The 23,926-nt window shown below is 64.3% G+C and carries 20 protein-coding genes; 10 read left to right on the top strand and 10 right to left on the bottom strand.

Going from position 1 to position 23,926, the window contains the following annotated elements; genetic code table 11:
* Positions 1-117 precede the first annotated feature (117 nt).
* The 4 genes from I6F33_RS29065 to I6F33_RS29050 all read left to right on the top strand — a co-directional run bounded on the left by I6F33_RS29065 (position 118) and on the right by I6F33_RS29050 (position 6,346).
* Entirely contained in the window at positions 118-2,985 is a 2,868-nt protein-coding gene (locus tag I6F33_RS29065; protein ID WP_225144858.1) for a PAS-domain containing protein, read from the top strand.
* Between the two features lie 201 nt (positions 2,986-3,186).
* Positions 3,187-4,164, top strand: a complete 978-nt coding sequence (locus I6F33_RS29060; RefSeq protein WP_036023927.1) for a tripartite tricarboxylate transporter substrate binding protein — start codon at positions 3,187-3,189, stop codon at positions 4,162-4,164.
* A gap of 183 nt (positions 4,165-4,347) precedes the next feature.
* Positions 4,348-4,833: a tripartite tricarboxylate transporter TctB family protein gene (locus tag I6F33_RS29055; protein ID WP_225144857.1), complete on the top strand. Its 486-nt coding sequence runs from the start codon at positions 4,348-4,350 to the stop codon at positions 4,831-4,833.
* Between the two features lie 4 nt (positions 4,834-4,837).
* Positions 4,838-6,346: a tripartite tricarboxylate transporter permease gene (locus I6F33_RS29050; RefSeq protein ID WP_225144856.1), complete on the top strand. Its 1,509-nt coding sequence runs from the start codon at positions 4,838-4,840 to the stop codon at positions 6,344-6,346.
* Positions 6,347-6,459: 113 nt separating this feature from the next.
* Here I6F33_RS29050 and I6F33_RS29045 read toward each other — a convergent pair whose 3' ends face one another.
* The gene (locus I6F33_RS29045) at positions 6,460-8,151 is read right to left on the bottom strand and encodes a bifunctional diguanylate cyclase/phosphodiesterase (RefSeq protein WP_036002216.1); all 1,692 of its coding nucleotides are present in this window, start codon (positions 8,149-8,151) and stop codon (positions 6,460-6,462) included.
* A gap of 222 nt (positions 8,152-8,373) precedes the next feature.
* Here I6F33_RS29045 and I6F33_RS29040 point away from each other — a divergent pair, with 222 nt between their 5' ends.
* The gene (locus tag I6F33_RS29040; RefSeq protein WP_225144855.1) at positions 8,374-8,634 is read left to right on the top strand and encodes a hypothetical protein; all 261 of its coding nucleotides are present in this window, start codon (positions 8,374-8,376) and stop codon (positions 8,632-8,634) included.
* A 226-nt stretch (positions 8,635-8,860) separates the two neighbouring features.
* On the opposite strand, the gene I6F33_RS29035 is transcribed toward I6F33_RS29040, so the two are convergent.
* From I6F33_RS29035 to mtgA, 3 genes are all read right to left on the bottom strand, one after another.
* On the bottom strand, positions 8,861-9,502 hold the full coding sequence (locus I6F33_RS29035) for a hypothetical protein (RefSeq protein WP_036002287.1): 642 nt from the start codon (positions 9,500-9,502) through the stop codon (positions 8,861-8,863).
* A gap of 138 nt (positions 9,503-9,640) precedes the next feature.
* On the bottom strand, positions 9,641-9,823 hold the full coding sequence (gene rpmF, locus I6F33_RS29030; RefSeq protein WP_007598106.1) for a 50S ribosomal protein L32: 183 nt from the start codon (positions 9,821-9,823) through the stop codon (positions 9,641-9,643).
* A gap of 172 nt (positions 9,824-9,995) precedes the next feature.
* Positions 9,996-10,670 (bottom strand): monofunctional biosynthetic peptidoglycan transglycosylase, encoded by a 675-nt coding sequence (gene mtgA, locus I6F33_RS29025; RefSeq protein ID WP_036002223.1) that lies wholly within the window; start codon positions 10,668-10,670, stop codon positions 9,996-9,998.
* Between the two features lie 161 nt (positions 10,671-10,831).
* Between mtgA and I6F33_RS29020 the strand changes: the two genes are divergently transcribed.
* The gene (locus tag I6F33_RS29020; protein ID WP_225144854.1) at positions 10,832-11,755 is read left to right on the top strand and encodes a polyprenyl synthetase family protein; all 924 of its coding nucleotides are present in this window, start codon (positions 10,832-10,834) and stop codon (positions 11,753-11,755) included.
* 79 nt (positions 11,756-11,834) lie between these two features.
* Here I6F33_RS29020 and I6F33_RS29015 read toward each other — a convergent pair whose 3' ends face one another.
* Together I6F33_RS29015 and I6F33_RS29010 are read right to left on the bottom strand one after the other, a co-directional pair.
* A complete protein-coding gene (locus tag I6F33_RS29015) occupies positions 11,835-13,628 on the bottom strand; it encodes a caspase family protein (protein ID WP_225144853.1) in 1,794 nt (597 codons plus the stop codon).
* Between the two features lie 182 nt (positions 13,629-13,810).
* A complete protein-coding gene (locus I6F33_RS29010; RefSeq protein ID WP_225144852.1) occupies positions 13,811-14,239 on the bottom strand; it encodes a GFA family protein in 429 nt (142 codons plus the stop codon).
* A 94-nt stretch (positions 14,240-14,333) separates the two neighbouring features.
* Between I6F33_RS29010 and I6F33_RS29005 the strand changes: the two genes are divergently transcribed.
* The 3 genes from I6F33_RS29005 to I6F33_RS28995 all read left to right on the top strand — a co-directional run bounded on the left by I6F33_RS29005 (position 14,334) and on the right by I6F33_RS28995 (position 17,403).
* On the top strand, positions 14,334-14,708 hold the full coding sequence (locus tag I6F33_RS29005) for a nuclear transport factor 2 family protein (RefSeq protein WP_225144851.1): 375 nt from the start codon (positions 14,334-14,336) through the stop codon (positions 14,706-14,708).
* A gap of 183 nt (positions 14,709-14,891) precedes the next feature.
* A complete protein-coding gene (gene bla, locus I6F33_RS29000) occupies positions 14,892-15,749 on the top strand; it encodes a class A beta-lactamase (RefSeq protein WP_225130532.1) in 858 nt (285 codons plus the stop codon).
* A 46-nt stretch (positions 15,750-15,795) separates the two neighbouring features.
* Positions 15,796-17,403: a Na+/H+ antiporter gene (locus tag I6F33_RS28995; protein ID WP_225144850.1), complete on the top strand. Its 1,608-nt coding sequence runs from the start codon at positions 15,796-15,798 to the stop codon at positions 17,401-17,403.
* A 108-nt stretch (positions 17,404-17,511) separates the two neighbouring features.
* Here I6F33_RS28995 and I6F33_RS28990 read toward each other — a convergent pair whose 3' ends face one another.
* Together I6F33_RS28990 and I6F33_RS28985 are read right to left on the bottom strand one after the other, a co-directional pair.
* On the bottom strand, positions 17,512-18,327 hold the full coding sequence (locus I6F33_RS28990) for an N-acetylmuramoyl-L-alanine amidase (protein ID WP_225144849.1): 816 nt from the start codon (positions 18,325-18,327) through the stop codon (positions 17,512-17,514).
* Between the two features lie 3 nt (positions 18,328-18,330).
* Entirely contained in the window at positions 18,331-19,668 is a 1,338-nt protein-coding gene (locus tag I6F33_RS28985; protein WP_225144848.1) for a Rieske 2Fe-2S domain-containing protein, read from the bottom strand.
* Between the two features lie 437 nt (positions 19,669-20,105).
* Between I6F33_RS28985 and dgt the strand changes: the two genes are divergently transcribed.
* A complete protein-coding gene (dgt, locus tag I6F33_RS28980) occupies positions 20,106-21,551 on the top strand; it encodes a dGTP triphosphohydrolase (RefSeq protein WP_225144847.1) in 1,446 nt (481 codons plus the stop codon).
* 42 nt (positions 21,552-21,593) lie between these two features.
* On the opposite strand, the gene I6F33_RS28975 is transcribed toward dgt, so the two are convergent.
* Together I6F33_RS28975 and ispG are read right to left on the bottom strand one after the other, a co-directional pair.
* The gene (locus I6F33_RS28975; RefSeq protein ID WP_225144846.1) at positions 21,594-22,490 is read right to left on the bottom strand and encodes a TauD/TfdA family dioxygenase; all 897 of its coding nucleotides are present in this window, start codon (positions 22,488-22,490) and stop codon (positions 21,594-21,596) included.
* Between the two features lie 144 nt (positions 22,491-22,634).
* Positions 22,635-23,918: a flavodoxin-dependent (E)-4-hydroxy-3-methylbut-2-enyl-diphosphate synthase gene (ispG, locus tag I6F33_RS28970; RefSeq protein WP_225144845.1), complete on the bottom strand. Its 1,284-nt coding sequence runs from the start codon at positions 23,916-23,918 to the stop codon at positions 22,635-22,637.
* Positions 23,919-23,926: the final 8 nt, after the last annotated feature.

Raw genomic sequence — 23,926 nt, 5'->3', positions numbered from 1 at the left:
CGCCGGTCATGCTCCGTAAACTACGGCGCTTAAGGGAATTTTCCGGCCTGTTCGCTAGCCTCGGCGGCTGAATTAGGTTGCATTCAGTCTATTGCTGGCCGAGGCCCCACCGACCCCATGATGTCGACCCGCGACAGCGAGCTTGGTACAGGCCGTGAGCAGGGCCCAGGCGCCCTGGTCGCGCTGAGCCAGCTTGCGCTCGACCACATGGAACAGGGCGTCTGCGTCTACGATGCCGACAACCGGATCGTGGTGACGAACCAGCGCTATCTCACGCTGTTCGACATGTCGGCCGAAATCGTGCGGGTCGGCACCAGCTATCGCGAGGTGCTCGCGCACAGCGCAAGCCGCGGCAACTTTCCGCAAGACCAGCTCGACGCGTTGTATTCGAGGCGGATGGCGCAGATCGCCGCGGGCAAGCCGTTCCGCACCGAGCAAATGCTGGCGAGCGGCCTCGTCATGTCGCTCGAGCTGAAGCCGCTCCCCGGCGGCGGCTGGATGACGATCTGCGATGACGTCACCCGCCTCGCCCGGCTCGAAGCGGAACTGCGCGTGCAGACCGAGCGCAGCCAGCACGCGCTCGCCAACATGTCGCACGGACTGATCATGTACGACGTCGACAGCCGTGTCGTCGTCTGCAACGAACGGTTCCTGAAGCTCTACAACCTCGACCCCGAGATCGTGAAGCCGGGCGTCGCGCATTCCACGGTGATCGAGCACTGGATGTCGCGCGGCAACCTGCCGGGCATGTCGGGCGACGAATTCTACCAGAACCGGCTGGAGGACGTGCGCACTAGGAAGCCGAAGACGCTGCTGGTGATGCGCTACGACGGACGGATGGTGCAGGCGGTCTCCCGCTTCCTGCCCGACGGCGGCTGGGTGACGGTGCACGAGGACGTCACGGAGCGGCTGCAATACGAGGAAACGCTGCGGCAGCAGAATTTCATCCTCGATGCGGCGCTGGAGAACATGGCGCACGGGCTCGCCTTCTTCGACAGCGACATGCGGCTTCGGGTCTGCAACTCCACCTACCTCAAGATCTACCTGTTGTCGCCGGAGGAGACCCGCCCCGGCACACACCTCGCCGAGCTGATCGAGCGATCCATGGCGAACGGCGCGTTCTCCCCGGAATACAGCCCGCAGCAGATCCTCAAAGCCGCCCGCGCGCGGATCGCAAGCCGTGATTCCTCGCCGATGCGCCGGCGCATGTCGAACGACACGGTGATCTCGGTGCGCTATTGCGCGCTGGCCGAAGGCGGCTTCGTCGCCACCTATGAGGACATTACCGAGCGCGAGCGTGCGATCGAGGAGCTGAGCGAGCAGTACCGCCGGTTCGACGCTGCCCTGAACAACATGAGCCAGGGCCTGTGCATGCTCGACGCCAGCCTGCGCGTGATCGTCTGCAACCGCCGCTATATCGAGATGTATGGATTGTCGCCGGAGACCGTGAAGCCAGGCGTCTCGATGCGCGACATCATGGAGCACGCCTGCGAGCTCGGCATCCATCCGAACATGACCGGCGCCAAGCTCTATGCCGACTACGTCGAGAGGCTGCGCGAGGGCGAGCACACGCTGCACCGCCATTTGAACGACGGCCGCATCATCAAGCTCAACCACAAGCGGATGGAGCATGGTGGCTGGGTCGTGACCTATGAGGACGTCACCGAGCGCCACAAGGCCCAGGCCCGGGTGGCGCACATGGCGCGGCACGATTCGCTCACCGACCTGCCCAACCGCACGCTGTTCCGCGAGAAGATGGGCGAGGGGCTGAACCAGGTCGCGATCGCCGGCGGCGCCATGGCCGTGCTGTGCTTCGACCTCGACAATTTCAAGACCGTCAACGACCGCCTCGGCCACGCCGCCGGCGACCGCCTGCTGCGCTGGGTCGCGGCGCGCCTCAAGGAGAATGTTGGCGAGCACGACACCGTCGCGCGGCTTGGCGGCGACGAGTTCGCCGTGCTCCAGCGCGGGCCGCAGCCGCAATCGGCCGACGCGCTCGCCCGCCGCCTGGTCGAGATCATCGGTCATCCGCCGCCGCTGGAAAGCCAGTCGGTCCATGTCGGCGTCTCCGTCGGCATCGCGATCGCGCCCGACCACGGACTCGATGCCGATGAGCTGATGAAATGCGCCGACCTCGCGCTCTACCAGGCCAAGGCCAAGGGGCGCGGAGCCTATCAGTTGTTCGAGCCCGAGATGGAGGAACAGGCGCGCAGCCGGCACGCGCTGGAGCAGGACCTGGTCGGCGCGCTGGAAGAGCGTGAATTCCACCTGGTGTTTCAACCGCAGATGCGGCTCGATTCCTCCGAGCTCACCGGCTTCGAGGCATTGCTGCGCTGGAAGCATCCCTCGCGCGGCTTCGTCTCTCCGGCCGAGTTCATCCCGATTGCGGAGGAGAACGGGCTGATCGTTCCGATCGGCGAATGGGTGCTGCGCACGGCCTGCGCCACCGCCGCGTCCTGGCCCGGCGTCACCGTCGCGGTGAACCTGTCTCCGGTGCAATTCCGCTCCCGCGGCCTGGTGGCGATGGTCACGAGCGCGCTCGCGGAAGCCGGCCTGCCGCCGCAGCGGCTCGAGCTCGAGGTCACCGAGACGGCGCTGCTCGACGACAGCAAGGCGACCATCGACATCCTGCACCAGCTCCGCGCGCTCGGGGTGCGCGTCAGCCTCGACGATTTCGGGGTCGGCTATTCCTCCCTGAGCTATCTGCGCAAGTTTCCATTCGACCGCATCAAGATCGACCGCTCCTTCGTCGGCACGCTCGGCGAAAGCCCGGAGAGCGTTGCCATCGTCAGAACGATCGCGAGCCTCGGCTCCGTGCTCGGCGTCGAGACCACGGCCGAGGGCGTGGAAACCGAGGAACAGCTCGACTTCGTCCGCGAATGCGGCTGCACCGCGGTCCAAGGCTATTATTTCGGCAAGCCGTGTCTCGCCTCGGAAGTCGGTCGCACCATCGAGAAGCTGAACACGGTCCGGCGGGTGGCCTGACCGCTTCGGCCGCTCAAATTCCGCCTCTCGGCACGCGGCCAAACGACGAATTGTCGCAGAGGTCGGCTCTGTCGGCGTTAGCTGACCGACGGCCGCACAGCGATGCGCGCAACACGCTTTTCTTCTCCGTCAAATTCAGGAACAATCGCCTCGCAACGAGAGACGGCGCCCCCAGAGAGGCCGCCGCGAGGGAGGCTTTCGATGTCGGGATACGGGCTGAAGACGATTGCATTTGCCGCGGTGCACGCCGTCATGGGCTTATTGCTCTCCACGGCGGTCAATGCGCAGGACTATCCAACGAAGCCGATCACGTTGATCGTGCCTTGGCCGGCCGGCGGATCGACTGATCTCTCGATGCGCGCGATCGCCGACAGCGCCTCGAAGGTGCTAGGCCAGCCGATCGTGATCGACAACAAGGCCGGCGGCAGCGGCACGGTCGGGCCGGCGACGATGGCCGCGGCGGCGAAGCCGGACGGCTATACCATCTCGCAGATCCCGATCACCGTGTTTCGCCTGCCCTTGATGCAGGAGGTGTCGTGGGATCCGGCAAAGGATTTCACCTATATCGTCCATCTCACCGGCTACACTTTCGGCGTGACCACGAGCGCGGAATCGCAGTTCAAGAGCTGGAAGGACGTGGTGGAGTTCGCAAAGGCGAATCCGGGCAAGGTAACCTACGCCACGCCCGGCGCCGGCACCTCGCTGCATATCGGCATGGAGCAGATCGCCGCGATGTCCGGCATCAAGTTGACGCAGGTCCCTTTCAAGGGCGGCGCGGAGACTAACGCCGCCGTGCTGGGACAGCACACTATGCTGCAGGCTGATTCCACGGGATGGCGGCCGCTGGTCGACGCCGGCAAGCTGCGGCTCCTGATGGTGTGGACCGGCGCACGCTCGCCGAACTATCCCGACGTGCCGACGCTGAAGGAGCTCGGCTATCCCATGGTCTATGATTCCCCGTTCGGCATTGCAGGACCGAAAGGGATGGATCCCAAGATCGTCGCCAAGCTGCACGACGCATTCAAGAAGGCGGTCGAGGATCCTGCGGTGGTCGCCACGCTGGCCAAATACGACATGGTGCCGAACTACAAGAACACCGAGGATTACAAGAAATTCATCGTCGAGGTCACGGAGTCCGAGCGCAAGGTGATCGAGACGCTCGGGCTCGCGAAGAAGTAAGACCGCGCTGCTTGTGTCCCGGACGCGCTGCAGCGTGCAACGCTGCTGCGCAGTGCCGGGACCCATCTTCTTCGCCCACACGCATGGGCCCCGGCTTTGCAGCGCACCTGCCATAGCACGTCGAAGACGTGCTTGAACGCAACTTGCGGTGCTGCGCTGCGTCCGGGGCACGAGAGAGAATCGATGAACGATCCAACCAACGTCAAGCTCCGCCTCAGCAACTCCGAATTCTGGGGCGGGCTGATCGGGCTCGCACTCGGCGGCTTCGTGATCTGGTCGGGCTTGAAGCTCAGGCTCGGCACCATCAACGATCCCGGCTCCGGCTATGTGCTGTTCTACACGGGCATCCTGATGTGCGTGTTCGCGAGCGCGATCATCGTCTCGGCGATCACCGAGGGTGGGCCGACGCTGGCCTCGCGCTGGGAGAACGTGCGTTGGAGCAAGCCGCTTGTCCTCATCGCCTGCCTCACTGCATTCGCGTTCGCGCTGGAGCCGCTGGGATTCCTGCTGTCATCGATCCCGCTGATGCTGCTGCTGTTGCGGCTGATCGATCCGGTGCGCTGGACGCTGGCGATTCCGATCGCGGTGCTGGTGCCCTCGGGCATGTGGTGGGTGCTCAAGCGGCTGCTGTTGATCCAGTTGCCGTCAGGCCTGTTCGGGATCGGCTGACGCCATGGATACGCTTGTCAACGTGGCACATGGATTCGGCGTCGCGCTGCTGCCGGTCAACCTGCTCTATTGCTTCATCGGCGTCTTCATCGGCACGCTGGTCGGCGTGCTGCCCGGCATCGGCCCGATCTCGGCGATGTCGCTACTGCTACCGGTGACACTGTCGGGAACGCCGGAATCCGGCATCATCATGATGGCCGGCATATATTACGGCTCGATGTATGGCGGCTCGACCACCTCGATCCTGGTCAACATCCCCGGCGAGGCGGCCTCCGTCGTCACCTGCATCGACGGCCACCAAATGGCGAAGCAGGGCCGTGCGGGCCCCGCGCTCGGCATCGCCGCGTTCGGCTCCTTCGCTGCCGGCACCTTTGCGCTGGTCGCCTTGATGTTGGTGGCGCCGAAGCTCGCCAGCCTCGCCATTGCTTTCGGCCCGGCCGAGTATTTCAGCCTGATGGTGCTCGGCCTCGTCGTGCTCACCTTCCTCACCCAGGGATCGATGCCGAAGGCATTGCTGATGGCGTGCATCGGTGTCGTGCTCGGGCTGATCGGGCTCGACAGCATCACCGCGCAGCCGCGACTGACCTTCGGCCGCATGGAGCTGATCGACGGCATCGGCCTCGTGCCCGTGGTGATGGGCCTGTTCGGCGTCGCCGAGGTGCTGCTCAACACCGAGCAGGCGATCAAGCGCGACGTCATCAACACCAGGATCACCCATCTCCTGCCGAGCAAGGAGGACTGGAAGGCGAGCGCCGGTCCGGTCGGCCGCGGCACCATCCTCGGCTTTTTCCTCGGCATCCTGCCGGGCGGCGGCGCCGTGGTCTCGTCATTCGCGTCCTACGCGCTGGAGAAGCGGCTGTCGAAGACCCCTGAAAGGTTCGGCCACGGCGCGATCGAGGGCGTCGCCGGCCCGGAATCGGCGAACAACGCCGCAGCCGGCGGCGCCTTCATTCCGCTGATGACGCTCGGCATCCCGCCGAACGTGGTGATGGCGCTGCTGCTCGGAGCCTTCGTCATTCACGGCCTGCAGCCGGGCCCGCTGATGATCACGCAGAACCCCGGCCTGTTCTGGGGCATCGTCGCCAGCATGTATATCGGCAACGTCATGCTGCTGATCCTGAACCTGCCGATGATCGGCATGTGGGTGCAGCTGCTCAAGCTGCCCTACAACATCCTGTTCCCCCTGATCATCCTGTTCACGATCTTCGGCGTCTACTGCTCGAGCAACAACGTGTTCGACGTCTATGTGATGATCGCGTTCGGGATCATCGGCTATTTCATGCGCAAGCTCGGCTACGAGCCGGCGCCACTGGTGCTGGCCTTCGTGCTGGGTCCGATGATGGAGAACAATTTGCGCAAGTCGCTGATCCTGTCGCAGGGCGATCTCTGGACCTTCGTGCAGCGGCCGATCTCGGCAGTGTGTCTTGTGTTTGCCCTGGTGCTGCTGATCGCGCCGCTGCTGCCGTCGCTGCGCAAGAAGCGCGAGCTGGTGGCGCTGGACGAGGGGGCGTGAGAAGATCTCGTAGTCGGTAGGGTGGATTAGCCGAAGGCGTAATCCACCGCTTCTCTCTCGACGCGGAGAGAAAGTGGTGGGTTACGCCTTCGGCTAACCCACCCTACGCCATCTCAGCTCGCCGCAGGCAGCGCATCCGACGGCACGCCCCATGGGCGCTCCGCCGAAGCCAGCCCGATCAGGCGGCCCTGGATGTAATCGCAGCCCCAGTCGCGCAACATGTTTGCGGCTTCGTCGTCCTGCACCCATTCGGCGACGGTCTTGATGTCGAGGCGGCGGGCGAGGTCGATCAGGGTCTGCACGAAGGCGCGGTCGTCGGCGGAATGGGTGATGTTCTGCACGAAGGCGCCGTCGATCTTGACGATGTCCACGCCGAGCTTGCGCAAATTGCGGAACGAGGTGTAGCCGGCGCCGAAATCGTCGATGGCGATGCGGCTGCCGAAATGCTTGAGGCGGCTGACGAAGGCGCGGACGTCGTCGATGTCCTGGATCGCGACCGTCTCGGTGATCTCGACGATCAGCCGCTCGGCAACGCCCGGATGGGCCAGCATCAGCGATTCGATCCCCGCCCACCAGTCCGGATCCATGGTCGTATCCGGCGAGATGTTGAGGCTGAGGCAGACGTCGGGCGCCGCCGCGAGCTCGGCGACCACGAGCTCGAGCACGCGGTGATCGACCAGGCGGATCAGGCCGAGCCGTTCGGCGACCGGCACGATGTCGGGCGCGAGCAGCACCTGGCCGTCGCCCTGGTCCATCCGCACCAGGCATTCATGGAATGCGCGCTCGCGCGAGACAGCCGAGACGACGGGTTCATAGGCGAGCCTGATGCGGCGCTCGTTGAGCGCGGTGACGATCTCGTCGGTGACGCGGATGTTGACGCGGCGCTGTGCGTCGCGCGCGGCATCCGGACGCCAGGCCGCGAATGAGCCGGAGCGGCGGCGCTTGGCGGCGTCCAGCGTCTCATGGGCGCGGTTGACGGCCTCGTCGGTGTTGCGGGCATAGCGCGGCAGACTGACCGCGCCGATCGACGCGGTGACCGAGACCGGACCGGATTTGGTCGGCACCACCTCGTCGCGGATGCCGGCGAGGAAGCGCTCCGCAGCCACGTTCATGTCGTCGACGGTGCAGTTCTTCAGGATCAGGCCGAACTTGTTGCCGGAGAAGCGCCCCAGCACGTCGCCGCCGCGCAGGCGCGCGCGAATGCGCTTGGCGACGTCGAGGATCACGGCGTCGGCGACGTCGAAGCCGAAAGCATCGTTGACGCGGGCGAGATGATCGATGCCGACCAGCATGAAGGCCGCTGTCGAGCGGAAGCGCGTCGTCTCCTCGATCGCCTCGGCCAGCGCCGCGATCAGATGCGAGCGGTTGAGCTCGCCGGTCAGCGGATCGAGCCGGGCCAGCCTGCTCAATTCCTCGTCCCGGGCGTGGCGCTCATTGTTGATGCGGACGGAGCCGATCGCTCGCGTGGGACGGCCGTCGGGACCTGCGAACCAGCGGCCGGTCTCCTCGATCCAGATCACGGGATCGGAGGCGCTCATGCGCACGCCGTACTCGATTCGGTAAGGGGTGCCGTCGGCGCCGTGCACCGGGGACGTCAGTGCCAGCGCCGCCGTCCGCAGCGTTTGCGCGGGCTCGATCAGCTTGGCGAATTCGGCGCCGGTCGAAAGCCGCTCGGCGGGAATGCCGGGGAAAACGGCGCTGACCTGCTCACCCCAGACGATGGCATCGCTGGCGATGTCCCAGGCGAACACGGCCTGACCGAGCGCGGCCAGGATGTCGGAGGCTTGCGGCAATCCAGGGGTCAAAAGTCGCCTCGTTTCGGGACAGTGGAGAAGTCCTGAGCCGGCACAGGATAGAGCCAGATTCGCTGCCGAACCTAGGCAAAGTTGATAAACAATTTGGAAACCACGTTTCCGAAGGCGTCGGAACCAAACCGGCCCGGCCGGCATAGGCCTTGCGAGTACAGGACTCGCGCCGGCCCCCGCGTCTCGAAACGCGACAGTCTCGCCGGATCAACGGTGATTGCGATGTTGGGTACTGATCGATCGGACGCGGCGGACAACGGCACAGGCACGGCCTTGGTGCCGCTGATGCCGACGTTGCGGTGGGTCCATAAGGTGCCCCTGCCCCGCCCCGATCCGAGCTTCGTCACACAATTGATCGCCAATGCCGAGCAGCTGCCGCAAACGAGCCGGCTCCGCCGCGCCTCCTCCGAGGATGCGCTGATGGCCTATGGCAGCAAGCGCCCGCTCGGAACCGTCAGCGCGCGCACGCGTCAGGTAGCTTAAGATTGATTGAAGTGAGAGCGCGCTTCTTACCTCTCGCCGCTTGCGGGGAGAGGTCGGATCGCCTCGGCGATGCGAAGCATCGTCCGGTGCGATCCGGGTGAGGGGGTACAGGTCCCGCGGCTATCGCATCCGCGGAGAGAGGCCCCTCACCCCAACCCACTCCCCGTAAGAACGGGGCAAGGGAGCACACTGCCGCGGCGGTGAGATGCGAGCCAATTCAGAGAAATCAGCGCGGCGGCGTGTCGGAAGACGGCGTGCCGTTCCCCGGCTGCAGCTGCGGCGAGGGAATTTCCGGCGAGGGGGCGCCCTGCACGGGCTTGGGCGCCGGGTGATCCATCAGCACGGATTCGGCGACGGATTGCGCGGTAGGTGCGGCCGGCGCCGGCTGCGGCGCGATCACCGGCTCGAACTTGCGCTCGGACTCCACGTCTTCCGCCGGCGCTTCGGCCCTGCGCTTGGCCTTACGAGGGGCCGGCACCGTGGTCTCGGCGACATAGGTGACTCGGCGGCGCGTGCGCTGGGCGATGCCAGCGAAGAAGTCCGCCATCGCCAGCAGCACCAGCAAAAAGAAGGTGGAGTTGCCGAATTTGGGCCACATCACGAATTCGGCAGCGGCCGCGCCGAAGATGATCAGCGACAGCAAATGATCCATCAGGAATTTCGAGCCCGGCCGCGCACCCTTGACCACCTCGAGCAGCAGCAGAACGATGCCGAGCGCGAGCAGGAGATCGGCGAGCGTGACCGGCCAGACCTCTCCGGACACCATAGGCACCTTGAACAGCACGTCCGTGAAGGACACGGTCGGCATCAGGAAGGCGATGATGTTGTAGACCGCGAGCGGAATCAGGAGCAGCGGGAAACCGACCATCGGCTTGATGCCTTCTCGATCAAGATATCCAGACAGAACAATGCAGCGGCGAAGCATCCGCTCCGCCGCCGTCACCGTCTATCTCATGGGTTGGCCGAATCGGGCGGGTCGATCTCCCGCCCGAGAAAGATCCTGGCTTCAGGACTCTTTCTTCTTCAGGACCTGGCGGCCCTTGTACATGCCGGTCTTGAGGTCGAGATGGTGCGGACGACGGAGCTCGCCGGAGTCCTTGTCTTCCACATAGGTCGGCTTCTTGATGGCGTCCGCCGAGCGGCGCATGCCACGGCGCGACGGCGAGGTTTTTCTTCTCGGAACGGCCATTTCAATATCCTCTAGGGATTGGTGTCATCAGGGCATCGTCCGCGAAGGGACGGCTCAGCACCCGCAAATAACGAGGCGAGCTGAATGCCGATCAAGGCCGCGCTTATAGAGGAAGGCTGGCTGTAAAGCTAGACTCTTGGGCCGGAAAATGCGCCCGGAACGGGCCAAAAAATCAGCGATTTTCCCGCCAACAGGTCGCAAGCGAGCTCGCCTGCCCCCGCGCCATATAGGTGGCTGCCAGCCGCCGGACGCCCGGTCCCGGGGTCCGGGCGCTGCGCTTGACCGGATTCGGCAGGATCGAGGCCAGAAGCGCCGCCTCGCGGGGCGAGAGGCTTTCGGCCGATTTGCCGAAGGCATAGGCGCTGGCCGCCTCGACCCCGAACTGCCCCTGCGGGCCGAGCTCGGCGATGTTGAGGTAGATTTCGAGAATTCGCTGCTTGGGCAGGACGAGGTCGATCCAGAGCGCCAGCGGGAATTCGAGCGCCTTGCGAACGAAGTCGCGCCCCTGCCAGAGGAACAGGTTCTTCGCGACCTGCTGGGTGATGGTGGAGGCGCCCCGGAAGGCGGTGCCGTCCTCCCTGGCGTCGTCGATCGCCTCGCGCAGCGCCCCCCAATCGATGCCGTGATGCTTGCAGAAATGGGCATCCTCGGCCGCCACCACCGCGCGCGGCAGAGAGGGCGACATATCAGCGAGATCGATCCACTCCCGCTGCATCGGCGCGCCCCGCAGGCTGCGCCAGGCCATCAGCGTCGAAACTGGGTGGCCGGTGCGGTAGAACGGCGCGATCACATAGGGCGCGAGGACCACGAGCGCGAGCACCACCAGCAGGATTTTGACGATGCGCAAATCGACCTTTCCGGCACGAACTGACGAGCGGCCACGGGCTGGAGCATTAAGTCTGTGATAATTCGGGCCTTTTCCAGCACTTTTTAGGCCTTCCAAACGATTGACTGGCGCGGGCGCATAAAGGATTGTCCCGCCGAATTTTAGTTCTGGAGCCCTTCTTGATGACCGGCACGTCCCCGTCCGATTTCGCCAAACGTCTGGACAAGACCGCTGATGACACCGAAGCCCTGCTCGGGCGCCTGCTGTCGGACGACATCCTGCATGACGAAATCGCCCGGCCCAAGCGACTGATGGACGCAATGCGCTATTCGAGCCTGAACGGCGGCAAGCGCCTGCGGCCGTTCCTGGTGGTCGAGAGCGCCGGCGTGTTCGGCGTGCCGCGCGAGGCGGCCCTGCTCGTGGGCGCCGCGCTCGAATGCATCCATTGCTATTCGCTGATCCATGACGACCTGCCGGCCATGGACAATTCGGACCTGCGCCGCGGCCGCCCCACGCTGCACAAGCAGACCGATGACGCCACCGCGATCCTCGCCGGCGACGGCCTCCTGACGCTCGCCTTCGACATCATCACCCGCGACGAGGTCCATCGCGACGCCAATGTGCGGCTGCTCTTGACGCGTGCACTGGCGCGCTGCGCCGGCATCGGCGGCATGGTCGGTGGCCAGATCCTCGATCTCGCCGGCGAAGGCCGCTTTGGCGGCAACGAGCCGATCGACGTCGCCCGTATCCAGCAGATGAAGACCGGCGCGCTCTTGCGCTACGGCTGCATTGCCGGCGCGATCCTCGGCCAGGCCTCGAAGGCGGAATATCAGGCGCTCGACGATTACGGCCGCGCGCTCGGCGAAGCCTTCCAGATCGCCGACGATCTGCTCGACGTCGAGGGCGATGCGGCCGCGCTCGGCAAGCCGGCCGGCGCCGATGCCGCGCTCGGCAAGACCACCTTCGTGACCCAGCTCGGGATCGAAGGCGCCAAGCAGCGCGTGCGCGACCTGCTCGCGCGCGCCGACAGCGCCGTCTCGATCTTCGGCGACCGCGCCGCAATTTTGCAGGCCGCCGCGCGTTTCGTGGCCGAGCGGAAGAACTGAGCTAAAGCGCGATGCGATCAGGATGAATCGTCATCGCGCTTTAGGTTATTGTTCGAGTGGTCAGGAAAGCCGTGCCATTTCAGTTGCAGACCTCGGCATTGGCGTCGACGTGGGGGCCGCCGCCGCCGCGATAGACGAGGCGGCAACCGGGCCTGACCGGCCGACAGAGCAGAGCGTTGCAAAAGATCTGACCACTGCCGCTCGATGCACGACCCGCGCCAGCCGCCGCAGCTGCACCGTAGCCGCCCGCTCCAGCACCGGCCCGCTGCCGCGCGGGGCGGTCCTCGCCGTCGTCGCGCCGCGAGGTCGCGGGCTTTGACGCCGGCTTGGCGGCGCGCTTCTTCTCGCATTCATTGTCGTCGTTCAGGACATAGCCGTTGCCGCAAACGATCCTGGTGCACTTGTCGCCTTCGGCCTTGAAACCGTGCTCGCAGACCAGCGGGCAGACCCGCGACGGCTTGGCCTTGACCGCATCGAGCGCGTCGGTGCTCGCCACCTTCACGTCGAGCTTGGTGCCGGCATAGCGGTTGAACTGCGACAGCGACCGCTGCGAGGACGTATTCCAATTGCCGTCGGCCTGCCCGGAGAAGCAGCCGACGCGGCCGAGCTCGCTCTGCACCGAGCGGTTGAGATCGGCCGGCGCGGTCGTCGGACTGAGCGCGGCGACGTTGGTGCCGGCAGCGCTCGTGGTGTTGCCCGGCGCAACGCCCGGCGCCGTGGCGGCGAGGTTGACGCGCTGTTGCTCGGCGGCGGCGGCCTGCTGCTGGGCCTGCTCCTTGGCCTTCTGCGCGGCAAGCTGCGCCTGCTCGGCGGCCTTCGCATCGGCCGCGGCCTTGGCTTGCGCATCCTTCTGCACGCCGAGCGCAGCAAGGCGGTCGCGCTCGGCCTCGGCCTGCTTCGCTTTCGCGATCGCCACCGCATGCGCCTGCTCGGCGCCGATCTTCTCGAGCTGAAGCTTGGCGAGGCTCGCATAGAACCCGTCGGGATGCTGGGCGAGGAAGGCTTCCCACGCCGGCCGGTTGCCGACCTGGAGCGCGAGCTCGTAGTCGCGGCGGATGTCGGCCTGGGGATTGGCCACGGGCGCCGCCGGCGCCAGCTTGACCGGCACCAGCGGCACGTCCTCACCACCGAGCGAGCCATAGACAAACGGCTCCTGCTTGTTGCCGGTCGACTTCAGCACGTCGTCGCGCACGAAGCCGAAGGCGCGGCGGACGTCGAGGCCCGGCGTCGTCAGATGCTTCGACAGCGCGATGGTGAACGGGCTGTTGGCACCGTCGCCGTCCTGCGCTGTGAAGCCGGCCTTGGCCGAATAGGCGATCAGCGTGTTGGGGCTGGACGGCTCGACCTGGGCGAGGCCGCGGCCGATGGCGCGCGAGGCGACCGTGCGCTTCATCCGCTTGCTGAACGGATTGTCGCGGCAGGCATCGAGGATCACCAGACGCAATTGCTTGGCGGGCTCGACCGCGACCAGGACACGATCGAGGGAGAGCGCCTCGTCAAAGACGTCGGTGTCGCGCTCGAGCTTGGCATCCACCGGGATCAAATAGTTCGAGCCCTCCACCTCGATGCCGTGGCCGGCGTAGTAGACCACGGCGATTTCGGCGTCGCGGGTCGCGTCGGCGAAGTCGCGCAGCACGCGCCGTGTCTCCAGCGCCGACAGATCGTGCCGGGAATCGACGACGTCGAAGCCGGCCTCCTTCAGGGTCTTGGCCATCACCGACCCGTCATTGACAGGATTGGCGAGCGAGGGCGCGTGCTGATAGGCCGAATTGGCCAGCACCAGCGCCACGCGCTTTCCGGCAACAGCCGGCCCGGCGCCGAACATCAGGCCGAGGGCGACGAAAAGCGGACAAAGTCTGAGCAAGCTGCGCATGACACGACTTCCGATGGTTCCGGGCCGTCCGGCCCTTTGGGACCGCTTTAGCAACATCCTCCGCCGGCGCTTGTGATGGAGGTCACGAAGCGGACCCCGGCGGCAGGCCGTACGACCTCTCTTGTTTGTCGCGCCAGCGCTGTCGCGGTTCGCCAACGGACGGCGGTGCGGACCGGGTTCCGTCAGACAACCCCGATGTGCTCCCGATATTGCGGCAGGTCGTCCGTAATTTCATGCCAGGGCGCCTTCGAGCCGACGAAAATATGGGCGCTCGGCCGGATCGAGGGGGCATCGACCAGGGTTCCCATGGCGACGTGGACCCACTCTCCTTCCCGGACCCGGGAATAGAGCAGCGAGCCGCAGCGGCCACAATGCGCGTCATGGGTGGTGTCGTCGCCGAAAATCATCCGGAGGTCGCTACCCCTGACAATACGAAGCCTGTCTTGCCGGATGCCGGCGAAGGGCTTGAAGGCGGCACCGGTGGTGCGCCGGCAGTTCGAGCAGTGGCAGTTCATCGCATAGGCGAACGCATCGGCCACCTCGAAGCGCACGGCGCGGCAAAAGCATTCGCCGACAAGAATGCGAGCGTTCGAATTTTCTGATTCTGCCATCGTGACGCCTTCGCGCAAATCGCTGACACACCCATAGCGCATTTCAACGTGTACGACTAAGTTGGCCCGAAGCCATCATGCAAAGGAACGACCCATGAGCCAGGACCGGTCGAGCGTCGAAGCCGTCGTGCAATCCTATTTTGACGGACTTTACGAGGGCAACGCCGACAAGCTCGGCGCCATCTTCCATCCCTCCGCCGATCTGCGCTGGGTCGAAAAGGGCGAGCTCCAGGTTCTGACCGTGCCGGACTGGCTCGACCGCGTGCGCAAGCGCGCCTCGGCCAAGGCCGAAAGCAAGCCGCGCGAGGACTTCATCGTCACCATCGACCGCTCGGACGATAAGACCGCTTTCATCAAGGTGCGCTGCCAGCTGCCGCCGCGCTATTTCACCGACTATCTCGTGGCGATGAAGCTCGCCGACGGCTGGCAGATCGTGTCGAAGTCGTACCGATATGATTTGAGGGAGTGACGGGCGCCGTCCTGCTGCCCGAATTCGGACGCACTCGCTATCCAATTCTCCGTCATTGCGAACGCAGCGAAGCAATCCAGAATCTCACCGCGGAGACAGTCTGGATTGTTTCGCTGCGCTCGCAATGACGACGCGGATGCAGCGTCCGCTCCATCTCCCACCCCTGCTCGCCTGGAAATCACCATGCTTGTCGACCGCCGCTCCCTGCTCGCCTCATTCGCCTGGTTGGCCGCCTCCCCTGCGCTCGCCGGGGATGCCCCATCAGAATTCGAATCCTACGAGCGCGAGAGCGGCGGGCGGATCGGGCTCTATGCGGAGAATCTCGCAACCGGCAAGAAGCTCTCCTGGCGCGCCGACGAACGGTTCGTGATGTGTTCGACGTTCAAGGCTTCGCTCGCCGCCAGCGTGCTGGCGCGGGTCGATCGCGGCGAGGAGCAACTCGCGGCCATGATCCGGTATGGCCAGTCGGATCTGCTGGAATACGCGCCGGTGGCGAGGGAAAATCTCGCGGCCGGCAAGATGTCGGTCGGCGAGATGTGCAAGGCCATCGTCGAGCTCAGCGACAACACCTGCGCCAATCTGCTGCTGGCGCGGATCGGCGGCCCCGCCGCGCTGACCGCCTTCTGGCGGTCGCTCGGCGATACCACCTCGCGGCTCGACCACAACGAGCCCGAGCTCAACCGCTCGCAACCCGGCGACCCCCGGGACACCACGACGCCGGCAGCGATGGCGGGAAATTTGCGCCGGCTGGTCGCGGGCGAGGCGCTGTCGCCTGCTTCGCGGGCCCTGCTCACCGACTGGATGGTGAACTGCAAGACCGGCGCAAATCGCCTGCGTGGCGGACTCCCGGCAGGCTGGAAGATCGGCGACAAGACCGGCAACAACGGCAAGGACGCCTCGGGCGACATCGCGGTCGCCTGGCCGAAGCCGGATACGCCGATCCTGATCGCGGCCTATACCCAGGGCGGCACGCCGAGCGCGGCGCAGATCACATCCGCGTTCGCGCGGATTGGGCGGATGGTGGCCGAACGGCTGGCGTGAGCCGCGCATTGACCTAGCCGTCGCTTCCGGGTCAAGACAGACCATCATGGAAGCGAAGTTTCAGACCTTTCTCATCCTGCTGGCCGTGCTGGCAGGCGTGGCACTGGCCGCGCGACGCTTCAACGTCGCCCCTGCCATCCTGCTGATGCTGGCGGGCGTCGGCCTCGCTTTCGTGCCAGGCATGCCGACTGTGGAGCTGCCGCCGGAGCTGGTGCTGCTGGTGGTGCTGCCACCGCTGATCTACTCGGCCAGCGTCGCGATGAGCTGGCGCGAATTCAAGAAGAACCTGCGTCCGATCGTGCTGCTCGCGGTCGGCGCCGTGATCTTCACCACGGCGATGGTGGCGGCCGCCACACACTACATGATCGGCCTGCCCTGGACCGTCGGCTTCCTGCTCGGGGCCATCGTCGCGCCGCCCGATGTGGTGGCGCCGCTCGCGATCGCGCGCCGGCTGAACATGCCGCGCCGCATCCTGGTCGTGCTCGAAGGCGAAGGTCTCGCCAACGACGCCACCGCGCTGATCCTCTACCGCTTCGCGCTCGCCGCGATCCTCGTCGGCCATTTCTCACTGCCGCTCGCGGCCGGTGAATTCCTCCTCATCGTCGCCGGCGAGATCGCCTTCGGCATCGGCGTCGGCTGGCTCTCCTTGCGCCTTCGCAAATGGTCTGGAGATCCGCAGGTCGAGCTGACGCTGTCGCTGATCACGCCCTATGTCTCGTACTGGCTGCCCGAGCATATCGGCGGCTCCGGCGTGATCGCAACGGTGGCCTGCGGGCTCTATGTCAGCTGGAACGGCCCATTGCTGATCTCCTCGGCGACGCGCCTGCAAGGCATCTTCTTCTGGGATCTCGTGATCTACCTGATCGAGGGCATGCTGTTCCTGCTCACCGGTTTCCAGATGCGCGCGCTCTACGAGAAATCGAAGACTTTTCCGCTCGACGACATTCTCATCGCAACCGCATTGGTCCTGGTGATCGTGGTGATCGCGCGTTTTGCCTGGCTCTATCCCGCAACTTATCTGCCGCGAATGCTGTCCCGGTCGCTGCGCGAGCGCGATCCTTCGCCGCCATGGCAATGGCCGTTCGTGCTCGCCTTCACCGGCGTGCGCGGCGCGGTGTCGCTGGCCGCCGCGCTGGCGCTGCCGTTCACGCTGCCGAATGGCGAGGCGTTTCCGTATCGCGACCTGATCCTGTTCGTCGCCTTCGGTGTCATCTTCGTGACGCTGATCGGCGTCGGCCTGACGCTGCCGCCGATCGTGCGGTGGCTCGGCGTCGCCGAAGCCGGTCGCAACGAGCATGCCGCCGAGCACGAAGCGGAGATCGCCGCGCGCCGTCAGGCGCTGGAGGCCGCGCTGAAATCGCTCGACGCGCTCACGGCGGAAAAAGAGGTTTCCGACGAGGTGATGCGGCTGCTGCGCGCCCGCCACGAGATCCGCTTCAACCAGCTCCCGGACTCGCTCGATCCCAACCGTCACGACATCTCTGCCGCCGGCATCGCTCTGACCCGCGACCTGATCGCCGCCGAGCGCAAATTCATCCACAAGCTGCTGCGCGACGGCCAGATCACCGACGAGACGCGGCGGCGGATCGAGCGCGATCTGGATCTGGAGGAGGCGAGCCTGGCGAATAGGGAATATCGAGCCGGGCCGCTGTAGCTTCCTCGTCATTGCGAGCGTAGCGAAGCAATCCAGACTGCCTCTGCGGAAGGACTCTGGATTGCTTCGCTGCGCTCGCAATGACTGCTGCTGAACCGGCAGGGCCAACTACCGTCTCTCGCAAAACTCCCTCATCGCGGCCGCGACGGCTTGTGCGACCGCCTCGTGTCGCTCCGGCGAGTTCATCTCCATTTCCTCGTCGCGATTGATGATCGAGCCCGCCTCGAGCAGCACGGCGGCGCTTCGCGTGCGCGACAGCACGACCAGCCCGTCATAGCGGTAGACGCCGACATCCTTGTCGAGCAGCTGGCGCCGGTAGCGGCCCATCACCGGCAGGGTGTACTGGCTCGCATAGTGCAGGCCCTGCTGCTTCAGTTGCCGGCCGATCATCCGGGCCAGCATCAGGCTGGTGGTAAAGTGCGGATTCTGCCGCGACACGAACAGCGAGTGGCCCGAAAAGCGATCGCTGAAATAGCTCTTTGTGCCGTCGAATTCCCAGGTCTCGAGCAGCTTGTCCGGCACCGAATCATGATGGACCGACAGGAACAGATCGGCGCGGCCTTGGTTCGCAGCACCGACGCGCTTGAACAGGCTCGGCCGTGCCTTGCCATCGGTGACGAGCAGGCGGGTTGCGGCAAAGCCCTCGGACTTGAGCTTGGCCGTGATCAGCCGTGCGAGGCGGAAGTTGAAGCCGAACTCCGGATCATTGCGCGCGCTCAATGCACCGTAGGAGTCCGGGGTGTGGCCGACATCCACGACGATCCGGAATTTAGGTATCTCGCATTTGGCCGATGACTGCGACTGTTTCGGTTTGGCCTTTGCGACTTTTCGCGCGGCAGCGGCCTCGCCGCGGCTGGCCGGCGCGAGCGATGACAACAGGATCGCGGCAGTGAGGCCTGCGACGATGCTGCGCGATTGCCTCACGCGTCACTCCGCCGCTGCAATCCTGGGACGGCCGACAAAGCCGGCGACATCGCCAAACCGTTCCAGCATCACGTCCGGCAGATCCTTGGCTTTGCTGGTGACGCAGGCGCCGGACCGTACTGCGTAGCGGTCCTGATGCGCGGTCTGCGGCGGCGGCTCGCCCTGCTGCAGTGCGCGCGCAAGATCCATCACGGTCTTGCGGAAATGCATGATGCCGAGATCGGTCGGGCCGAGATGCTCGCGGGTGCGGTCGGCGATCGGGCCCTGGCTGTCCTGCACGGCGGCATCCTGCTCGGAGACGCCCTTGATGCCAGTGTAGCTGCGGGTCTTCTGCAGCTTGCGATCGATCAGGTAGTCGTTGCCCTTGTGGCGCAGCGGCACGTAATTGTCGTCGACCTCCGCGATCACGCCGTTGCCGTGGTCATAGGCGTCACGCTCGGCTTTCGTCAGCGGCCGCTCCGGATTCCAGGCGTAGGTATAGATCCAGCAATTGGTGTCGGTGACGGGCACGAAGGTCTGCCCAAAGATGTTCTCGCCCGGCATCGCACTCGGCGCGTAGGCGTGGAACGGCATCAGGAATTGCGCGATGCGCCAGTAGATGTTGTCGCTACCTGTGAGCCGGCCGCCGGCAATCGTCAGCCCCGCCGCGTGCGGAGCGACCTTGATCACCGGACGCGGGTCCTCGGCAATCCAGCGCATGTGGTCGTTGTTCATGCGCACTATCGGATTCACGAAATGCTTCTTGATGTCGAGGATCTCGTTCTCCTCCTTGTCGAAGGAGAGATGGGCGAAGGTGAAATGCGCCGTGTCGATCGAGCCTTCCAGCGCCTGCGCCCAGTTGCAGTCCTGCCATTTCTTGCTGACGTAACGATGCGAGGCCGGCAGCAGCGCCATCTCGAGATCGGGGAGCTCGGGCATGGCTTCAAGCGGGCCCATATAGGCCCAGATCATCTCACCCCATTCGCGCACCGGATAGGACTTGATGCGGATGAGATCCTTCGCGTTGAGATCGGGATAGGAGGTCGGCATGTCGACGCAACGGCCGTCGGTGTCGAACTTCCAGCCGTGATAGACGCAGCGGATGCCGCATTCCTCGTTCCGTCCAAGCCAGAGATTGGCGCCACGATGCGGGCAGTACTGGTCGATGACACCGACGATGCCGCGCGTGTCGCGGAAGGCGAGCAGCTCCTCGCCGAGCACGACGATCTTCTTCGGCTCGCCGTCGGGCTCTGGGAGTTCTTCCGAGAGGAGGACGGGAATCCAAAACCGGCGCAGCAGCTCGCCCATGCCGGTGCCTGCACCCGTTTCGGTCAGAAATTTGTTGTCCTCGGCGCGGAGCATGGAAAATCCTCCCGGATATTTTCGGGGAGATTGGCTTCGGCTGGAGATAGCGTCAATGGAACCCGCCGGCGTAGCTGCCCGCGCAAGCCTCCTCTGCAGATATCCCCAGAGTTGGCCCCGGAAAAAAAGTCCGAAGGCCCTGATTCCGGCAAGCGAATCGCCGTTGTAGAATCAGTAACCTCGAATTGAATCGCCTCAATATGTTCGTCTTTCGTTCTTGACGCGACTTCTCAGTTCACGTATAAAATGCGTTAAAAAACAACGCTCTAGAGCGGAGATGGCGATGGCGGACCTACCTAAGATTGACTCTGCAGGACTACGTCTAGCAAAACTCAAGGGCGCAGAACGTGTCTCGTCGGTGACGAGGATCTCTGGTCCGGAGGGGAAGGTCGCCAAACGGGGCCAGTCATATCAACTGCGTCGCGATGAGGTAGCGAATGGCAGGGGCCCTATACAACCGGCAGGTAGACGAAAAGAGAGTCGTTAAGGTCAGGAACAAGAAAGGCGATGCTCGAAACGCCTTTAGACGTGACGTCGCCCGTCTAATACATTCGCCATCCTTTCGACGGCTCCAGGGGAAGGCACAGCTTTTCCCGTCGGACGAGAACGATTTCTTTCGAAATCGCCTAACGCACAGTCTTGAGGTCGCCCAAATAGCCACCGGCATAGCGCTGAACCTCAATAATAATGAGCCTGCGCTCAAGCGAACCCCCATTGATATTGATCTCGTGCACTTCGCCGCACTTGCTCACGACCTTGGACACCCGCCGTTTGGGCACGACGGCGAGCGCACACTCGACCACATGATGAAGGGCTATGGGGGATTTGAGGGAAATGCTCAGACGATCCGAATACTCACCCGATTGGAAAAGAAGGAACTCGAAACTCCGCCAATGAGGCGTAGAGACATCGACCCGAGGGTTGGCCTGAACCTATCATATCGAAGCATCGCTTCGGTTTTGAAGTACGACAGGGTGATCCCTAAAGAACGCACCGCTACAAGCGAAGTGACGAAGGGCTACTATCAAACAGAAGCCGCACTCATTGCTGACATCAAATCCAGTATCGGCCCCGGTTGCAAGCCTGGAAGGTTCAAGACTCTGGAGTGCAGCATCATGGATTTGGCTGACGATATTGCTTACTCAACATACGATGTTGAGGATGCCTTCAAGGCTGATTTTCTCTCCCCGCTATCAATGGCAGCTGCCGACAATCGTCTAAAGCAACGCATCGCGGATGTTGTAAACAGGAAGATGCTCAAGAGTTATCCGAAGAGTGTCACTTCACAAGAAACTCTGACCATCGACGGCGTTGATCGCATCATATTCTCAATGATGAAAGACATTTTTCAACCCTCGCAACGCCTCGTAGAACGAGCTCATGAGACAGCGATGACGGGCGAGGAGTTGAGCTACGCATTGTCTGCCGAAGTTTCAGCGGGCTCAAAAACTCTTCAAGAGGAAGGCAGCCTCCGCAGCGAGTTCACATCGAAGCTCGTATATGCATTCATGTCTGACGTAGAATTTGTGCTAGATCCAAAGACGCCAGCCCTTAGTTGGGTTCAGCTCAAATTAGGTACATTCCAGGCGATAGAGGTACTGAAGCGATTTGCCTACGAGGCGCTCGTCATGTCTAATCGTTTCAAAATGGCCGACAGACGAGGACGCGAAATCATTGAGCACATATTCAAGGCGCTAACGCAGCCGGGCGGCGAGAAGCTTCTGCCTCATGATGTCCGCTCAACTTTCGACGCATACAGCGACAAGGCTTGGAAATTTAGGACGATTTGCGACTTCATCGCGAGTATGACGGATCGCTATTGCGTTGAATGTTATTCCCGACTGATCGGCATCAACGCGCCATCAATTTATAAGCCGTATTAGAAAAGCCGCAGAGAGCGGAACGGAAAGGCTTTATCGCCTCACTCACACCGGCCGCTCCCCCTTCACCGTCACGCGCGTGCCCGAGCGTGTGTGCGGCCAGTAGTCCCACATCGCGCGGTGCTGGGTGCAGCGGTTGTCCCAGAAGGCGATGGCGTTCTCGGTCCAGCGGAAGCGGCACTGGAACAGCGGGTTCTCGGCGTGCTGGTAGAGATAGGCGAGCATCGCATCGCTCTCGTCGCGCGGGATGCCGTTGATGTGGCGGGTGAAGCCGCGGTTGACGTAGAGCGCCTTCTTAGCCGTGACCGGATGCGTGCGCACCACGGGATGCTCGGCATGCGGATAGGAGGGACGATCGGCGACGCCATAATTGGCATAGAGCCCGCGATAGATCGGCTCGCCGTCGTGCAGCGCCGTCAAGCCATCGAGATAGGCCTTCATGCGTTCCGACAGCGCCTCATAGGCCGCGTACATGTTGGCGAACAGCGTGTCGCCGCCGCGCGGCGGGCATTGCTTGATGTAGAGGATCGAGCCCATCGGCGGCTCGAGATCGCAGGAGACGTCGGAGTGCCAGCCCTCGCCATTGGCACGCGGCGAGTTCTTGTCCGCATAGATCTTCATCAAGGCGGGGTCTTCGTCCTCGTGGGGAGCTGCGGGATGAAAATGCAGCTCGCCGAACTTGCGGCCGAAGGCGAGGTGCTGCTGCGGTGTGATGTGCTGGTCGCGGAAGAAGATGACGAGATTCTCGGCGAGCGCACGCTGGATCTCGTCCATCTGCCGGTTGGAGCGGGCATCGTCCGCGACAAGTTTGCCGATCTCGACGCCGGAGATTTCCGCGCCGATGATGGGGGTGAGCTTTTCGACGGCGATGGTCTCGTACGGCGCGCCGTCTTCAGCGGTGTGGCGATAGCGCGGGCCCTGCTTGCCGGCGAGTGAGCTCATGGCGGGTCTCCCGATCATTGTTGATTGGGAGCCATCGTAGCAATGTAGGGCGGGTTAGCGAAGCGTAACCCGCCACTTCGCGCCTGAAAGAAATAAGGCGGGTTACGCTACGCTAACCCGCCCTACGATCTCGATGTGAGACGCCTACTCCGCCGCAGGCGCCGGCACCTTGGCGCCCTGGCCGTAGCGCTGGTCGATGTAGTCGATCACCAGCGCCTTGAAGTCGGCGGAGATGGTCGGGCCGCGCAGCGTGCGGAACTTCTTGCCGTCGACGAAGACGGGCGCGGCCGGCGCTTCGCCGGTGCCGGGCAGCGAGATGCCGATATTGGCGTGCTTGGACTCGCCGGGGCCGTTGACGATGCAGCCCATCACCGCGACGTTGAGCTCTTCCACGCCGGGATATTTGGTCTTCCAGGTCGGCATCTCGTCGCGGATGAAATCCTGGATCGAGCGGGCCAGCTCCTGGAACGTGGTCGAGGTGGTGCGGCCGCAGCCGGGGCAGGCCGCAACCAGCGGCACGAAGGTGCGGAAGCCCATGGTCTGCAAGAGCTCCTGGCCGACCTGCACCTCGCGGGTGCGGTCGCCGCCGGGCTCGGGCGTTAGCGAGATGCGGATGGTGTCGCCGATGCCCTGCTGCAAGAGGATGCCGAGCGCGGCCGAGGACGCAACGATGCCCTTCGAGCCCATGCCCGCTTCGGTGAGACCGAGATGAATGGCGTAGTCGGAACGGCTGGCAAGATCCTGATAGACCGCGATCAGATCCTGCACCGCCGAGACTTTTGCCGAGAGGATGATGCGGTCCTTGGGCATGCCGAGCTCTTCGGCGCGCGCGGCCGAAAGCAGCGCCGACTGCACCATGGCCTCGCGCGTCACCGCGCGCACGTCGCGCGGGTTTGGCGAGGCGGCGTTCTCGTCCATCAGCTTGGTCAAAAGCTCCTGGTCGAGCGAGCCCCAATTGGCGCCGATGCGCACCGGCTTGTTGTTCTTGTTCGCGATCTCGATGATGTCGGCGAACTGGGTGTCGCGCTTGTCCTTGAAGCCGACATTGCCGGGATTGATGCGGTACTTCGCCAGCGCCTCGGCGCAGGCCGGATAGGCCGCGAGCAGCTTGTGGCCGATATAATGGAAGTCGCCGATCAACGGCGTATTGATGCCGCGCTTGGCGAGGCCGTCGCGGATGTGCGGAACGGCGGCCGCAGCTTCCTCGCGGTCCACGGTGATGCGGACCATTTCGGAGCCGGCGCGCGCGAGCGCTGCGACCTGGGCGATGGTGCCTTCGACATCGGCGGTGTCGGTGTTGGTCATCGACTGCACGACGATCGGTGCACCGCCACCAACGGCGACGTTGCCGACCTTGACCTGGGTGGTCCGGTGCCGGGGCGCCGGGCCCGCAATGTCTGAATCGAGAGGATTTTCGAGCTTGTTCATGGCGGTCC

This window comes from Bradyrhizobium sp. BRP20, from assembly GCF_020194215.1.
GTDB lineage: Bacteria > Pseudomonadota > Alphaproteobacteria > Rhizobiales > Xanthobacteraceae > Bradyrhizobium > Bradyrhizobium yuanmingense.
The sequence above is the reverse complement of the archived record's forward strand: the minus strand, read 5'-3'. Positions and strand labels throughout refer to the sequence as shown.